Here is a 15,240-nt window from a genome sequence, read left to right as displayed (position 1 = left end):
TTCACAGCGGTACGGATGTGCGGAGGGGCCGGTAAGGGCCGGGCATCCGGCCTGCCCGGTCAGCTCACGTCCGGCGGTCGATCCGGCAGATCGGGCAGTTGCTCAGACCGGCCCGCTCGGCCTCGGCTCGGGTCGTGGTCTCGACGCCGCTGCCGCCCACGCTGGCCCCCTTGACGAGAGGGCAGTCGGAATCGTGGAAGCGGCGGGTGCCGGCGATGACCGTGACCGTCTCGCCGTCCGTCTCCCGCTCCTCGGTCGCGGGGCGCGGCCGGTCCTTGATGGCGGGGATACCGCCGGGAGAGGTGTCGTCGTCTCGATCATCGGGGGCGTCGCCGTCGTCGCGGCCGTCGCGGGAGGAGGCCCCCGCGCCTGCTTCGGACCTCACATCGGCCGAGGCGTTCTCGGGTGCCGGGTCGGGTTCGGCTGAGGTGGAGTCGGCCGCTACCTGCCGCCCGGCGCGCCCGGGTGCGGTCTCGGCCGGCTCCACCGGCTCGGGGGTGCCGACCGTGGCGGAGTCTTCTCGCCCGGAGGAACCCGAGGGCTCCGGAGAGGTCTCCCGACCGGCGGTCGTGGTTTCCGCCTCCGCGGAGGAGGCGTTCTCGCCGGGGACGGCTTCGGCGCGGGCCTCCCCGCCACCGGACCCGCCCTTCGCGGAGTCGGCGGACGTGGCCTCGGCCGGTCGGCTCCTGGTCTGCTCGTCCTTCGCGGGCTTGGTCCGAGCGGGCCTGGTGGGCTCGACCTCGGCCTGATCGGATCCGGTTGACCCGGACTTCGCGGACGCGACCCCGCCGGCGTCCGGCTCATCGGGGTCGGACGCCCCGGCCCGGCTCGCCGAGGCGTCCGTGGCCGGCGTACCGGAAGATCCTGGGGCGCCTGAGGCGGCGGGCTCGGGTCCGGCCTTCGCGGAGTCAGGCTCCGGCTTCGGCGAACCGGGCTTGGCCGAGGCGCCCACGGAGCCGGCGGAGGCCTCCCGGCTCTCCCCTGCCGCCTGCGCGGCCACGTCACGGCTGAACCAGCTGGTGGCCTCGGACGCGGCGTGCGGGATCTCGGGGATCTTCGGCAACTGGATCGCCGGTCGGGTGGGCTGCTCCGCCGGGCGGGCCGGAGGGCTCGCGGGCTTCTGCGGCTGGGGCCTGGGCTCGGAGGAGCGAGGCTGGGGCTCGGAGGACCGCACGTAGGGCCGGGCGACCGGGACGACGGGGTCCTGCTGGGAGGGCTCGGCTTCCGGACGCCCGGTCTCCTGGCGGGACGCGGTGCTCTCGCGACCGCCTGCGGAGCTCTCCGGCCTGGCGGGCGCGGCGTCGCGGCTCGCGACCGGAAACGCCGGAGACGCCGGAGATTCAGCCCTGGTCTGCGAAGCCTCGAAACGGCCCTGCGATGCCGCTGTCTCGGACCGCTGCGATTCGGGCCGCTGAGTCTCGGACCCCTGCTGTTCGCCGGGCCGCTGATATTCGGAGCGCTGTGATTCGGGCCGCTGGGACTCGGAGCGCTGGGACTCGGGCCGCTGAGGTTCGGGCCGCGCTCCGGGAGTCTGCTGCCCGCCGGACGAGACCCCACCGGACGGAGCGGTGGGCTGCACGGGCCGGTACGGGGAGGTGAAGCGGGCGGTGGCCTCATGAGCACCTGGCTCGCGAGCACCGGCGACGGGGCCGGACTCCCGAGAGGCGGTCAGAGGCTCGTCGGGCTTCCGCGCCTCGGGCGAGGTCTCCCGCGGCTGGGGCCCGGAGGCGGAGTCTGCGGGCAGGCACGTGGTGCAGGGCGTGAAGCCCTCCTCCAGCGCCTCCTCGTGGGTGAGCTCCTCATGATCCCTGCCGGCCAGCTGGCGGCACCCCGCGACGTGATAGCGCTTACGGCCGGGGATGACCAGCACGATGGCCTCGGGGGCCAGGGCGCCCCGCCTCGCCGCGGCGGTGGCGGGTCCGGCCACCGGGCCGCGTCGCGGCTGGGTCGGGGCCACGGGCGCCTGCTGCATCCCGTGCCGCACCATCATCTGCTGTGGCGCCGAAGGGTGGTTCGGCACCCCGTGCGGCGCGGGCAGTGGCCCGGCCGGCATCGGTCCCTTCTGGGGAAGGGGCTGAGATGCCCCGGCGTCCCCGCCGGGGAACAACTCGTGGCGGCGCAGCAACGCCCCGATCACCAGGAAGACCGCCGACAACACGCTGACCGCGATCGACCACATGACCAGAAATGGCTTGGCCAGCACGAACCCCGCGATGAGCAGGACGATGGCCGTGAGTACCAAACCGGCGCTGATAAGGATCACAGAGAGACTCCCGGGTGCGGGTCAAGGGGATGACCCGACACCTTAGCGGCGGTCGTTGTGAGGACCGTCAACGCCCTGGAAGGCACCGGAGTGCTGCGAGGGGTCACCGCCGAACGGGTTGGGTGCGCTCTGGAGGGTCGGCTGACCGCCCTGAGCCACCGCGTGGGACATCGCCGGAGGCCCGCTCACGATCGGGAACCCGCCGCTGCCCTCGGCAGCCACGTTCAGCTCTGCGAGCTGGTTCTCCAGGTACAGCTTCAGGCGACTGCGATACTCGCGCTCGAAGCTGCGGAGCTCCTCGACCTTGCGCTCAAGCTCGTCGCGGGTCTGCACCAGAGAGCCCATGGCCTGGCGGTGCCGCTCCTGCGCGTCACGTTCCAGCGTCTCGGCTCGGGCACGCGCGTCGCCGATGACCTGCTCGGCCTGGCGACGTGCCTTGCCGAGGATGTCGTCGGCCTCGCGGCGCGCCCGGGTCACCGTCTCGTCCGCCTCACGGCGGGCGTCGGCGATGGCCTGGTCGGCGGTCTGCTGGGCGAGGGCGAGAACGCGGGCCGCGGTGTCCATGTTGTCCTCGGCCGGAGGCATTCCCATCGCGACGGGAACAGGCTGCTGATGCTGCACCGGCTCGGGAGCGCGCATGGGCTCCGGCTGCTGCTGCATCATCATCTCGGGCTTGGGCTCGGCGATGGGGGCCGGCGCCATGGCCATGCCCATACCGCCGGGGACCTTGCCCCGCAGGCACTCCGCCAGCTTGGCGCGGAGCTCCTCGTTCTCCTGAATGAGACGGTCCAACTCGGACTCGACCTCATCGAGGAAGGCGTCTACCTCTTCCTCGTCGTAACCCGGCCGAAGGCGGGTCGTACTGAATTGCTTGTTCCGCACATCGGCGGGTGTCAGCGGCATTTCGGTCTCCTTGGCGCGCTTGGAGTCTGTCCGGGGGGACGGTACCCGATCAACGAAGCGCGGACACGAGTTGGATCAAGACCAAGACCACAATGAACAGCACTGTGAAGCTTAGGTCAAAGGCCACCGTACCCAACCGGAGTGGTGGAATGAAACGGCGGAGGAACTTGAGAGGTGGGTCGGTCACCGTGTATACGGCTTCCGCCAGCACCAGAACGATGCCGGTGGGGCGCCACTGGCGCGCGAACGCCTGCACCGTCTCCAAGATCATTCTGCCGATCAGCAGGACGAGGTAGATGGACAGGACGAAGACCAAGATCCCGCTAACGATCCCCACGGTCCGTGCCCGCCTCCACTTCGCTCTGCCGTCCTCTGGCCCGTCGGGACCTGTCAGGCCGGTCACTGTTCATGATGGAACTCTAGCTCTGGTTGAAGAATCCGCGTTCCGCGATTCGAGCCTTGTCCTCGGCGGTCACCTCGACATTGGCTGGGGACAACAGGAACACCTTGTTCGTAACACGTTCGATGCTGCCGTGTAGGCCAAAGACGAGACCTGCCGCGAAATCAACGAGCCGCTTGGCGTCACTGTCAACCATCTCGGTCAGATTCATGATGACCGGGGTGCCGTCACGGAAGTGCTCGCCGATGGTCCGCGCCTCGTTGTACGTGCGGGGATGCAGGGTGGTGATGCGCGCCAGATCGGTCGTACGGCGCTCCAGAAGGGCCGTCGCGGGCCTCGGGGCGGGGACGCCGGAGTCGGTGTCGTCCTGGAGGTCGTGGACCGTGCCAGACCGCTCGTCGCCCTCGCGGCGCGCGTCGTCGAACTCCTCGTACTCGTCGTCGGGGTAGCTGTCGTATCTCTCGTAGCGGTCGTCCTCAACAAGACCGAGGTAGACCGCCATCTTGCGCATCGCGCCGGCCATCGCTACTTCTTCCTCCGTCTTACTTCAGATGTGCCCCAGGGGGACAGCCCGACCGCCCTGAGCTCACCACCGTTCGACCGCTGTCCGGACACGTGGACGCCAAGGTCCACTTGAAGGGACATTACCTGACGAAGGGCTTCCTGCGACCGAGCAACGCCGTACCAACACGCAGGTGTGTCGCGCCGTTGGCGATAGCCTGGGACATATCCCCACTCATCCCCGCCGAGACGACACCGGCGCCGGGGTGAGCCCGCCGGACGGACCTCGCGATCTCCCTCAGCCTCGCGAACGCCCTGCCCGGCTCCTCGCCCAGTGGCGCGACCGCCATCACCCCGCCCAGCTCAAGCCCCTCGGCTCCGGCGACGGCGTCGGCCAGGGCCTCCACCTCCTCGGGCCGCGCACCGCCCCGCGCGGGGTCGCCGTCGAGCGCGACCTGCACCAGGCAGGTGACCGGGCGTCCCGCCGCGAGCGCCTCCCGGCTGAGCGCGGCCACCAGGCGCGGACGGTCGACCGAGTGGACGACGTCCGCGTACCCGACCACCGAGCGGACCTTGTTGGTCTGCAACTGGCCGACGAAGTGCCAGCGGAGATCGAGGTCGGCGCATTCGCGCGCCTTGGCGGACGCCTCCTGGTCGCGGTTCTCCCCCACGTCGGTGATCCCGAGCTCGGCCAGGATCCGCACGTCGGCGGCGGGATAGGTCTTGCTCACCGCGATGAGCGTCAGCTCCTCGCGGTGACGGCCGGCGGCCCGGCAGGCTTGGGCGATCTCCGCCTCCACCCGGGCCAGCCCGGCCGCGATCTCATCACGTCGTGTTGTTTCCGTCACATCTCCGCCGCTCGGACGTCGGCAAACCGGCGGAGCCCATTCTTCCCGGCACGGCCGGGCAGGTCGTCGCCACCCCCACCGTGAGAGATCTCACTTCAGGAAGTCGGGGACGTCCAGCTCCTCTTCCTGCTCCTCGAAGATCACCGGTCGGCGCCGGGCCGGGTCGGTGGCCCTGGCGGAGATCGGCGTCGGCTGCGAGGGTTCGGGAGCCGGGCGGGGGATCGACAACGGCGGGGAGTGCGGCTCCTCCGCGCGGTGCGGCTCGGCGTGCTCCGCCGAGGGCTGCGCCTGCTGGACCGGGTAGATCTGCTGCTGGGGCGTGGGCTCCGCCGGCGCCGGCTGCGGGGTGGCGACCGGTCGCACCGGAGGGGGCGGCGCGTGCTCCACCCTCGGCTCGGGGCGGGGCTCGGCCTTGACCGTGGGCGCCAGCGGGCGGACCGGCGCCGTCGCGGCGGGCGGGGCGGGGCGGGAGACGGCCTGCGGGCGCGCGGCCGGCTGCGCGGCCTGCTTGGGCTCGGGAGCGGGCTCGTCGAAACCGGCCGCGATCACCGTGACGCGCACCTCGTCGCCGAGGGCGTCGTCGATGACCGTACCGAAGATGATGTTGGCATCCGGCGCGGCGGCGGTGGAGACGAGCTGGGCCGCCTCGTTGATCTCGAAAAGGCCGAGGTCGGAGCCTCCGGCGATCGAGAGCAGCACGCCGTGCGCACCGTCGATGCTGGCCTCCAGCAGCGGGCTGGAGACGGCCATCTCGGCCGCCGCGACCGAGCGGTCGTCGCCGCGGGCGTGGCCGATGCCCATCAGGGCCGAACCGGCTCCGGACATGACCGACTTCACGTCGGCGAAGTCGAGGTTGATCAGGCCGGGCGTGGTGATCAGGTCGGTGATGCCCTGGACACCGGAGAGCAGCACCTGGTCGGCCGCCTTGAAGGCGTCGAGCACGCTCACCTGCCGGTCGGAGATCGACAGCAACCGGTCGTTCGGGATCACGATGAGGGTGTCGACCTCCTCGCGGAGGGTCTCGATGCCGGCGTCGGCCTGCATCGCCCTGCGCCGTCCCTCGAAGCTGAACGGCCGGGTCACCACACCGATGGTGAGCGCGCCCAGCGTACGGGCGATGTTGGCCACCACCGGGGCGCCGCCGGTGCCCGTGCCACCGCCCTCGCCCGCCGTGACGAAAACCATGTCGGCCCCCTTGAGGACCTCCTCGATCTCCTCGCGGTGGTCCTCGGCCGCCTTGCGCCCGACTTCGGGGTTGGCCCCCGCGCCGAGGCCGCGGGTGAGCTCGCGCCCGACGTCGAGTTTGACGTCGGCGTCACTCATCAGCAGCGCCTGGGCGTCGGTATTGATGGCGATGAACTCGACGCCCTTGAGTCCCTCCTCGATCATCCGGTTGACGGCGTTGACTCCGCCTCCGCCGATTCCTACAACCTTGATGACCGCGAGGTAGTTCTGCGGTGCTGCCACGACGAGGGGCCTTTCCGCTCGTTGACTTGCAATTTCATGCGGCACGGGGCCCGTGCCGTCGTTTCCAAAACCCTCACCCTCAAGTTGAGATTTAGCTTTATGTCAACCTGAGGAGTGATACGGACAGTAGGAGTTACGCTCCTGGCGGGTCAACTAACCGCGCCGCAAGCGTGTCCAGCGTGTCGCGGGCCGTCCTTTTCCGGGAACGCCCGCCATCCGATGAGATCACTTAACCGTCACCACGTCAGGCGAACTGACGTCATAGGTGTCAGCGGGACGCTTGAGCAGCGTAACAAGGATCCGCGCCTTGTCTGCGGGGCGGTCGCCGCCACCCCACACGATCGCGCGGCCGTCCTTGAGACGCAGCGAGACCGTCTCCGCCGACGGCGCGAGAACCTCCGCGACCCGGCGGGCGAGATTCTGCGGCAGCGCGGTGATGACCTTGAGCGCCGCCGCGGTCGCGGGATCCGCCGGGCCCGGCCGGGACACCCTCAGCACGGGCAGTGCCGGGGGCGCGACGTTCCTGAGCTCGGTGACGATCCCGTGGCGGTCCATCAGCGCGGACCTGTCACCGACCGGCACCACCGCCACCGGCTCGCGCTCCACGACCTCGACGCGCAGGGTGCCCGGCCAGCCACGGCTCACCGTCACCGACTCCACCTGCGGGATCCTGCCGATCCTGCCCTCGACCTCGGCCACGTCGACGGTGGCGAGTGGCATGTCCTCGGCCACCTGCGCCGCCTGGCGGATCTGCTCGGCGGACAGGCCCGCGTTGCCCACCACCTGGATCTCCCTCACCCCGAGCACCGGGGAGAAGAACACCAGCCAGGCGGCGATGCCCACCACCCCCACGGTGAGCAGGGCCAGGAAGGCCGACCTCCACACCCCGTTCATCGCCACTCCCCCTCCGGCGACCCGCGCCCGCTGGCGTGAGTCACCGCGCGGCCAGCTCCGCAACGATCCTGGGACCGAGCTCGGTGACGTCGCCCGCTCCCATGGTCAGGACGATGTCACCGGGCCTGGCCCGCTCCGCCACCAGGGCGGGCACGCTGTCGCGGCGGGGGGCGTAGGCCACCCGCTCGGCGGGCAGCGGCACCTTCCCCGCCACCAGCGCCCCCGACACGCCCGGCTCGGGGTCCTCGCGGGCCCCGTAGACGTCCAGGACGATGGCCTCGTCGGCCAGCCCGAGCGCGGTACCGAAATCGTCGGCGAAGAACCTCGTCCGCGAGTACAGGTGCGGCTGGAAGACCGCGATGACCCTGCCGTCGCCGGAGAAGGACGCCACCACGTCCCGCGCCGCGCGCAGGTCGGCGGCGAGCTCGGTCGGGTGGTGGGCGTAGCTGTCGAAGACCGCGACCCCGCCCGCCTCCCCCTTGGCCTCGAAACGGCGCTTGGCGCCGGTGAAGGCCGCCAGGCCGTCACGGATCTCGTCGAAGGAGACGCCCAGCTCTCTGGCCACCGCGATCGCGGAGGCGGCGTTGAGCGCGTTGTGGCGGCCCGGCACCGCGAGCCTGACCTCCCCGTGCCCCACGATCGTGAAGGTGATGCCCAGCCCTTCGGGGACGATCCCGTCCACGCGCAGGTCGGCGTCCTCGCTCTCGCCGTAAGTGATCACCTTCAGGCCGCGGGCGCGGGCGATCGGGATGAGCGCGGCGGAACCGGGATCGTCGGCGCACACGACCATGGTGGCGGTGACGCGCTCGACGAACCGGGCGAAGCTGTCGTGGACCGCGCGCGGGTCTCCGTAGTTGTCCAGGTGGTCGGGCTCGACGTTGGTCACCACGGCGATGTCGGGGGCGAGCATCAGGAAGGAGCCGTCGCTCTCGTCGGCCTCGGCGACGAACGTACCGCCCGAACCCTCGTCGGCGCCCAGGCCCGTCGTCACCAACTGCCCGCCCACGCAGTACGAGGGGTCGGCGCCGCACTTCTGCAGCGCCACGGTGAGCATCGAGGTCGTGGTGGTCTTGCCGTGGGTGCCGGCCAGCGCGACACCGGTCTTGCCCGCCATCACGGAGGCGAGCGCCGCGGCCCTGGGGATGACCCGCAGGCCCTGGCGGAGCGCCTCGCCCAGCTCGGGGTTGGAGTCGCGGATCGCGGTGGAGACCACGACGGTGTCGACGTTCTTGATGTGGGAGGCGGCGTGGCCGATGTGGACCCTCGCCCCCAGATCGCGCAGCTCCGTCACCAGGTCCGAGCCCCGCGCGTCACTGCCGGAGACCGGCACTCCCCGCTTGAGCAGGATGCGCGCGATCCCGGACATCCCGGAACCGCCGATCCCGATGAAGTGGACCCGTCCCAGATCGCCGGCCGCGACCGGATCCACCAGCTTGACCAGGCTCATCGGCCGCTCACCCCTCCTCGTTCGCCGCGCGGGCGCGTCCGCGCCCCTCCGGCCGTCGTTCGTCTCCGGCGGTCCCGCGCCCGCCGCCCCGGCTCCCCTGCGCGCCCATTCAGCCTCTCCCCTGCGCCGCGATCCGCAGCACCTCGCGTGCCAGCGTCACGTCGGCGTCCTTCCTGCCCATCCTGGCGGCCGCCTCGGACATGGTGACCACGCGCTCGGGGTCGGACAGGATGGGCAGCACGCTGTGGACGATCCACTCCGCCGACAGCTCGGCGTCGTCGATCATCACACCGCCGCCGCCCCGCACGATCGGGGTGGCGTTGAGCCGCTGCTCGCCGTTGCCGTGCGGCAGCGGGATGTACGCGGCCGGCAGGCCCACGGCCGTCAGTTCGGCGCAGGTCATCGCGCCGCTGCGGCACAGGGCGAAGTCGGCCGCCGCGTAGGCGAGGTCCATCCGGTCGACGTACTGCAGCACGACGTACTGGGGGTCGCCCGGCGGCGGCTCCTCCTCCAGCGTGTTCTTCGGGCCGATGACGTGCAGCACCTGCACCCCGGCCCTGCGCAGCGCGGGGGCGGCCGCCAGGGCCGCCCGGTTGAGCGAGCGCGCCCCCTGGGAACCTCCGGTGACCAGCAGCGTGGGCAGGTCGGCCTCCAGGCCGAACCAGGACCGGGCCTTGTCGCCCATGGACAACCGGTCCAGGTTGACGATCTCGCGGCGAAGCGGGATCCCGATGTGCTCGGCGCGGCCCAGGGGGGTGTCCGGATGGCCGGTGAACACGTGCTCGGTGAGGCGCGCGCCCAGCCGGTTGGCCAGGCCGGGGCGCGGGTTGGCCTCGTGGACCACGATCGGCACGTTGCGCCGCCGCGCCGCCAGGTAGGCGGGGGTGGCCACGTAACCGCCGAAGCCGACCAGGACGTCGGCCTGCACGCGGTCCATGATGCCGGCGGCCGCGTTGACCGCGCCCGCCAGACGGCCCGGCACGCTCAGCAGCTGGGGCGTCAGGGACCGGGGCAGCGGCACCGCGGGCACCAGCTGCAGCTCGTATCCCCGGGCGGGCACCAGCCTGGTCTCCAGGCCGCGCTCGGTGCCGAGGCAGGTGATCCCGATGTTCGGGTCGAGCCGGCGCAACGCGTCGGCCAGAGCGAGCGCCGGTTCGATATGACCGGCCGTCCCGCCGCCGGCGAGGACCACCCTCATCTCGGTCCTTTCGCTTATCGTTTTCCGCGGCCCGGCCGTCGTTTCCTGGCCGGACCACCCAGGCCAAGCCAGCTTAGGCCCCGCGCCACCGGTCCGGGGCCATGGGCCGCCAGCGCCTCGCGGGCGCCGGGTTCCTGCTTGGCGAACGACAGGAGCATGCCCAGGGCGGCGAGGGTGGGCAACAGGGCCGATCCACCGTAGGAGACCAGCGGCAACGGGATGCCGGTGATGGGCAGCACGCCGATGACCGCGCCGATGTTGACGAGCGCCTGACCCACGATCCAGGCGACCGCGGCGGAGGAGGCGAGCCTGATGAACGGGTCCTTGACCCGGGTGGCGACCCGCAGCCCCGCGTAGCCCAGCAGCCCGAACAGGGCCACCGCGACGAGCGTGCCCATCAGGCCGAGTTCCTCGCCGAGGATGGAGAAGATGAAGTCGCTCTCGGCGTGCGGGATCCAGCTCCACTTCTGCCTGCTGGACCCCAGCCCCAGCCCGAACCAGCCGCCGCTGCCGATGGCGATCTGTCCCTGTACGGCCTGGAAGCCCGCCCCCTGGGCGTTGCCCCACGGGTCGAGCCACCCGGCGATCCGCGCCGAACGGTATCCCTCGGTGCTGATCATGACGATGGTCGCGAGCGCCGTCACCCCGAGGATCCCGCCGAACAGCTTCAGCGGCGCCCCCACCACCCACAGCAGCGACAGGAAGATGAGCATCAGCACCAGCGTGGTGCCGAGGTCGCTGCCCAGCATGACCAGGACGGCCAGGATGGCGGTGCCCGGCATCAGCGGGATGAACAGGCTGCGCCACTCGATCATGCCGTTGCGCGCCTTGCGGGCCAGCAGGTCGGCCCCCCAGAGCATCAGCCCGAGCTTGGCGGGCTCGGACGGCTGCAGGTAGATGGGGCCGAGGTCGATCCAGCGCTGGGCGCCGAGCTGGGAGGTGCCGACGAACAGCACGAGCACCAGCCCGAGGATCGCCAGCGCCATCAGCGGGTATCCGGCGAGCCTGAAGAACCTCGGCGGCAGCTGCGCGCAGATCCACATCAGCGGGAGGCCGAGCCCGACCGAGATCGACTGCTTGAAGAACCAGTAGAAGGGATCGCCCGTCTTCTGCAGCGCCTCGATGCTGGAGGCCGAGAGCACCATCATCAGGCCGAGGACGAGCAGCAGGCCGCTGCACCCCAGGATCAGGTAGTACGAGGTCAGCGGCCGGTTGAGCAGCTCACGGAAGGCGGTCAGGTGCTCGCGGAACCCCTCGGGGCGCCCGGGGGCGCCCTGGCGGGCGGGCGCGCCCTCCTGGGTGGTCGCGCTCACGCCGCTCCCCCGTCGTGCCCCTCGGCGAGACGGTGCACGGCCCGGGCGAACGCCTCCCCTCGGGCGGGGTAACCGGCGAACATGTCCAGAGACGCGCCGGCCGGGGCCAGCAGCACGGTGTCTCCGGGGGCGGCGAGCCTGGCGGCTTCGGTGACGACACGGTCCATGACCCCAGTGTCTTGCCCCGCCACCTCCACCACGGGAACATTCCCGGCGTGTCGCGCCAGAGCCTCGCGAATTCGCTCGCGGTCGGCACCCAGGAGCACCGCGCCGCGCAGCCTGGGCGCGGCCCGGCGTACCAGCTCGCCGACGTCGGCCCCCTTCAGCTGCCCTCCGGCGACCCAGACGATCGACGGGTAGGCGGCCAGCGAGGCGGCGGCGGCGTGCGGGTTGGTGGCCTTGGAGTCGTCCACGTAGTCGACCTCGGCGACCCTGGCCACGTGCGCGATCCTGTGGGGGTCGGGAACGAAGGCGAGCAGTCCCTCGCGGACGGCGGCGGCGGGCACCCCGTAGGCCCTGGCGAGGGCCGCGGCGGCGAGCGCGTTCGCCACGTTGTGCGGCGCGAACGGGCGGATGTCGGCGAACGAGGCGAGCTCCTCGGCGCTGCTCGCCGGGTCGGCCACGAACGCCCGGTCCACCAGCAGGTCCTCGACCACGCCGAGCTGGCCGGGCCGGGGCACCTTGAGGGTGAAGCCCACGCTCCGCGCCGTGACGCCGTGCCCGGCCGCGCTCTCGTACGGCGCGGCGAGACCGGCCGCCCACTCGTCGTCGGCGTTGTACACGACCGTCCCGGCCCTGGCGAAGATCTCCCCCTTGACGCGGGCGTACTCCTCCATGGAGCCGTGCCAGTCGAGGTGGTCGGGCGCCACGTTGAGCACCGCGGCCGCGTACGGGGCGATGCTGGGCGAGCGGTGCAGCTGGAAGCTGGAGAGTTCCACCGCCAGCACGTCGCCGGGACCGGCGACGGCCTCCACCACCGGGGTGCCGACGTTGCCGACGGCGAGCGCCCGGTGGCCCGCGGCGAGGAGCATCGCGGTGAGCATGCGCACCGCGGTGGTCTTGCCGTTGGTGCCGGTCAGCGCCAGCCAGGGGGCGGCGCCCTCGCCTCGGAGCCGCCAGGCCAGCTCGACCTCGCCGATCACCTCGATACCGGCCGCCGCGGCGGCGGCGAGCAGCGGGTGGTGCGGCGGCCAGCCGGTGGTGACGATGAGGGAGGTGCCCTCGGGAGGCTCGGCGGGTTCGCCGAAGCGCACCTCGACGCCGAGCGCGGTCAGCTCCCCCGCGACCGCCCTGGCCCGCTCGCCGTCCCTGCCCTCCAGGACGACCACCTTCTCGCCGCGACCGGCCATCGCGCGGGCCACGGCGGTGCCGGAGACCCCCAGCCCCGCGACGCAGATCACACGCCCTCCCCGGCCACGCTCGTCCGTACGCTCACAGCCTGGGCATCCATTCCACGTAGAAGATCCCCAGTCCGGCGGCGGAGCACAGGGCGGCGATCAGCCAGAAGCGGACCACGATGGTCGTCTCGGCCCAGCCCTTCAACTCGAAGTGGTGCTGGAGCGGCGCCATCCTGAAGACCCGTTTCCCGGTCATCTTGAAGAAGCCGACCTGGATGATCACCGACATGGTGATGAGCACGCACATCCCGGCGAGGATGATCAGCAGCAGCTGGGTCCTGGTGGTGATGGCCAGACCGGCGATCACGCCGCCCAGGGCGAGCGAGCCGGTGTCACCCATGAAGATCTTCGCGGGCGGCGCGTTCCACCACAGGAACCCGACCAGCGCGCCGAGCACCGCGGCGGCGACCACCGCCAAATCCAGCGGGTCGCGGACCCAGTAGCAGTTGGGTCCGAGCTGGCTGGTGCAGCTGTTGCGCAGCTGCCAGTTGCCGATCAGCACGTACGAGGCGAGCACCACGCCGGTGGCGCCGCTGGCGAGGCCGTCGAGACCGTCGGTGAGGTTCACCGCGTTGGAGAAGCCGACGATCATGATCAGCACCCAGATGGTGAAGCCGATGAGGCCGATGGAGGGGCCGAAGTCCCTCAGGAACGACAGGCGCGTCTCGGCCGGGGTGATCTGGTAGGAGTTGGGGAAACGGGTCACCAGGACCGCGAAGACCGCGCCCACGATGAGCTGGCCCAGCGCCTTGGCACCGCTTCGCAGACCGAGGCTGCGCTGCTTGTAGATCTTGATGAAGTCGTCGAGGAAGCCGACCGCGCCCAGTCCCGTCATCAGGAACAGCACGAGGACGGCGGAGACCGTGGGGGGCGTGAAGCTGTACAGGTGGGCGCAGGCGAAGCCGACCAGCGCGGCGATCACGATCACGGTGCCGCCCATGGTGGGGGTGCCGCGCTTGTCGTGGTGGCCGGAGGGTCCCTCCTCCCGGATGCTCTGCCCGTAGCCGCGCCGGGAGAACAGGCGGATCGCCAGCGGCGTGCCCAGCATGGACAGCAGCAGGCTGACCGCCGCCGCGACGAGGATCTCCCTCATCGGCGGTCACCCCCGAGCAGCGCCGCGGCCACGCGTTCGAGGCCCGCGGCGCGCGGTCCCTTGATCAGTACGACGTCGCCGGGGGCGAGCAGTGCCGACAGCTCCGCGCCCGCCTGGGCCGCGTCGGCGGCGTGCGAGATCCGGATGGCGCCGGCGGCGGCATCGGGCTCGGCGGTCTCGCCGAACGCGGAGAGAGGCGAGAGCGCGCCGTCGCCCGGTGGTCCCCCCGCCCCGTGCGGCGCCGCTCCCGCGTGCGCGACGACGCCGCTCTCCCGCGCGGCCCGTACGGCGGCCTCCGCCCCTGCCAGGACCGGATCCGCGTCGGGGCCGACGACGAACAGGCCCGCCAGGCCCGCGCCCCCGGCCAGGCGTCCCAGCCCCTCGTTGAGCGCGGCACTCTCGTCACCGAGCTCGCGCAGGGCGGCGATGACCGCGAAGCGGCGGCGGCCGCCCGCGAGCACGTCCAGGGTGCCGAAGGCGGCCCGCATGGAGTCGGGGTTGGCGTTGTAGGCGTCGTTGATCACGGTGACGCCGTCCGCGCGGTCGGTGACCTCCATCCGCCAGCGGCTGCGGGGCTCGGCCTCGGACAGCTCCTCGGCGATGGTGGCGACCGGCAGGCCCAGCTCGTAGGCGGCCGCCGCGGCGGCGAGCGCGTTCTCCACCGCGTGCTCGCCGTACAGGCGCAGGCCGACGGGGGCGGCACCCGAGGGGGTACGCAGCGTGAAGGAGGCTCGGCCGCGCTCGTCGACGGTCACGTTCTCGGCCCGTACGGTCGCGTCCTCGCCCCGGCCGTACCAGGTGACGCGGGCACCGGTGCGCCCGGCCATCGCGGCCACCAGCGGGTCGTCGGCGTTGAGCACGGCCACCCCGTCGGCGGGCAGCGCCTCGACCAGCTCGCCCTTCGCCCTCGCGATCTCCTCCTTGCCGCCGAAGACGCCCAGGTGGGCGGTGCCGACGTTGAGGACCACGCCGATCCTCGGCGGGGCGACGCGGGTCAGGTGGGCGATGTGCCCCGCGTTCCTCGCGCCGAGTTCCAGCACCAGGTAGCGGGTGTCCTCGCAGGACTTCAGCACGGTCAGCGGGTGGCCGATCTCGTTGTTGAACGAACCGGCCGTGGCGACCGTCGGGCCGATCCTCGCGGTGAGCCTGGCGAGCAGGTCCTTGGTGGTGGTCTTGCCCGCGGAGCCGGTGATGCCGATGACCGTGGTCGCCGGCAGTGCCGCGCAGACGGCGGTGGCCAGGCCCGTCATGGCGGCCACGGTGTCACCGACGATGACGGCGGGGGCGTCGACCGGCCGGGCGGCGAGCACGGCGACCGCCCCGGCCGCGACGGCCTGCGCCGCGAAGTCGTGCCCGTCGACCCGTTCGCCCTTGATCGCGACGAACAGCGACCCCGGTTCGACGGCGCGGGAGTCGGTGACGACCGGGCCGCGCACCACCGCGCGTGGGTCGGCCATGCCCGCGAGGGCCCCCGAGGTGATCTCGGCGATCCTGGCCAGCGGCAACGGGATCATGA

General features: G+C 72.0%; 13 protein-coding genes. All 13 read right to left on the bottom strand.

What is annotated here, in order from left to right:
* Positions 1-64: 64 nt before the first annotated feature.
* Positions 65-2,263, bottom strand: coding sequence for a hypothetical protein (locus tag AB0B90_RS11880; protein ID WP_362922337.1), 2,199 nt, complete (start codon positions 2,261-2,263; stop codon positions 65-67).
* 42 nt (positions 2,264-2,305) lie between these two features.
* Positions 2,306-3,166 carry a DivIVA domain-containing protein gene (locus AB0B90_RS11875; protein WP_350948108.1) on the bottom strand — a complete coding sequence of 287 codons (861 nt, stop codon included), beginning with the start codon at positions 3,164-3,166 and terminating at the stop codon, positions 2,306-2,308.
* Positions 3,167-3,215: 49 nt separating this feature from the next.
* Complete coding sequence (locus tag AB0B90_RS11870) at positions 3,216-3,503, bottom strand: YggT family protein (RefSeq protein WP_350948107.1); 288 nt, start codon at positions 3,501-3,503, stop codon at positions 3,216-3,218.
* An 82-nt stretch (positions 3,504-3,585) separates the two neighbouring features.
* The gene (sepF, locus tag AB0B90_RS11865) at positions 3,586-4,089 is read right to left on the bottom strand and encodes a cell division protein SepF (RefSeq protein WP_350948106.1); all 504 of its coding nucleotides are present in this window, start codon (positions 4,087-4,089) and stop codon (positions 3,586-3,588) included.
* 121 nt (positions 4,090-4,210) lie between these two features.
* Positions 4,211-4,915 carry a YggS family pyridoxal phosphate-dependent enzyme gene (locus AB0B90_RS11860; RefSeq protein ID WP_350948105.1) on the bottom strand — a complete coding sequence of 235 codons (705 nt, stop codon included), beginning with the start codon at positions 4,913-4,915 and terminating at the stop codon, positions 4,211-4,213.
* Between the two features lie 90 nt (positions 4,916-5,005).
* Positions 5,006-6,382, bottom strand: a complete 1,377-nt coding sequence (gene ftsZ, locus AB0B90_RS11855) for a cell division protein FtsZ (protein WP_350948104.1) — start codon at positions 6,380-6,382, stop codon at positions 5,006-5,008.
* A gap of 225 nt (positions 6,383-6,607) precedes the next feature.
* Positions 6,608-7,276 carry an FtsQ-type POTRA domain-containing protein gene (locus tag AB0B90_RS11850; protein WP_350948103.1) on the bottom strand — a complete coding sequence of 223 codons (669 nt, stop codon included), beginning with the start codon at positions 7,274-7,276 and terminating at the stop codon, positions 6,608-6,610.
* A 40-nt stretch (positions 7,277-7,316) separates the two neighbouring features.
* Positions 7,317-8,723, bottom strand: coding sequence for a UDP-N-acetylmuramate--L-alanine ligase (gene murC, locus AB0B90_RS11845; RefSeq protein WP_350948102.1), 1,407 nt, complete (start codon positions 8,721-8,723; stop codon positions 7,317-7,319).
* Positions 8,724-8,832: 109 nt separating this feature from the next.
* Positions 8,833-9,921, bottom strand: coding sequence for an undecaprenyldiphospho-muramoylpentapeptide beta-N-acetylglucosaminyltransferase (gene murG / locus AB0B90_RS11840; protein WP_350948101.1), 1,089 nt, complete (start codon positions 9,919-9,921; stop codon positions 8,833-8,835).
* A 14-nt stretch (positions 9,922-9,935) separates the two neighbouring features.
* Positions 9,936-11,234 carry a putative lipid II flippase FtsW gene (gene ftsW, locus AB0B90_RS11835; protein WP_350948100.1) on the bottom strand — a complete coding sequence of 433 codons (1,299 nt, stop codon included), beginning with the start codon at positions 11,232-11,234 and terminating at the stop codon, positions 9,936-9,938.
* Positions 11,231-12,634: a UDP-N-acetylmuramoyl-L-alanine--D-glutamate ligase gene (gene murD, locus AB0B90_RS11830; RefSeq protein ID WP_350948099.1), complete on the bottom strand. Its 1,404-nt coding sequence runs from the start codon at positions 12,632-12,634 to the stop codon at positions 11,231-11,233. The genes ftsW and murD overlap by 4 nt, the downstream gene beginning before the upstream one ends.
* Positions 12,635-12,665: 31 nt before the next feature.
* Positions 12,666-13,724 (bottom strand): phospho-N-acetylmuramoyl-pentapeptide-transferase, encoded by a 1,059-nt coding sequence (mraY, locus tag AB0B90_RS11825; protein WP_350948098.1) that lies wholly within the window; start codon positions 13,722-13,724, stop codon positions 12,666-12,668.
* A complete protein-coding gene (murF, locus tag AB0B90_RS11820; protein ID WP_350948097.1) occupies positions 13,721-15,238 on the bottom strand; it encodes a UDP-N-acetylmuramoyl-tripeptide--D-alanyl-D-alanine ligase in 1,518 nt (505 codons plus the stop codon). Before murF ends, mraY begins: the two co-directional genes overlap by 4 nt.
* Between the last annotated feature and the right edge of the window lie 2 nt (positions 15,239-15,240).

The organism is Streptosporangium sp. NPDC049078, from assembly GCF_040648855.1.
In the GTDB taxonomy this organism is placed as follows: domain Bacteria; phylum Actinomycetota; class Actinomycetes; order Streptosporangiales; family Streptosporangiaceae; genus Streptosporangium.
This window is presented reverse-complemented; position numbering and strand designations above follow the sequence as displayed.

Excerpts from the sequence above, each read along its gene's own strand:
- AB0B90_RS11875 (WP_350948108.1), bottom strand. The coding sequence starts at position 3,166 with ATGCCGCTGACACCCGCCGATGTGCGGAACAAGCAATTCAGTACGACC.
- sepF (WP_350948106.1), bottom strand. The coding sequence starts at position 4,089 with ATGGCCGGCGCGATGCGCAAGATGGCGGTCTACCTCGGTCTTGTTGAG.
- AB0B90_RS11850 (WP_350948103.1), bottom strand. The coding sequence starts at position 7,276 with ATGAACGGGGTGTGGAGGTCGGCCTTCCTGGCCCTGCTCACCGTGGGG.
- murC (WP_350948102.1), bottom strand. The coding sequence starts at position 8,723 with ATGAGCCTGGTCAAGCTGGTGGATCCGGTCGCGGCCGGCGATCTGGGA.
- murG (WP_350948101.1), bottom strand. The coding sequence starts at position 9,921 with ATGAGGGTGGTCCTCGCCGGCGGCGGGACGGCCGGTCATATCGAACCG.
- mraY (WP_350948098.1), bottom strand. The coding sequence starts at position 13,724 with ATGAGGGAGATCCTCGTCGCGGCGGCGGTCAGCCTGCTGCTGTCCATG.
- murF (WP_350948097.1), bottom strand. The coding sequence starts at position 15,238 with ATGATCCCGTTGCCGCTGGCCAGGATCGCCGAGATCACCTCGGGGGCC.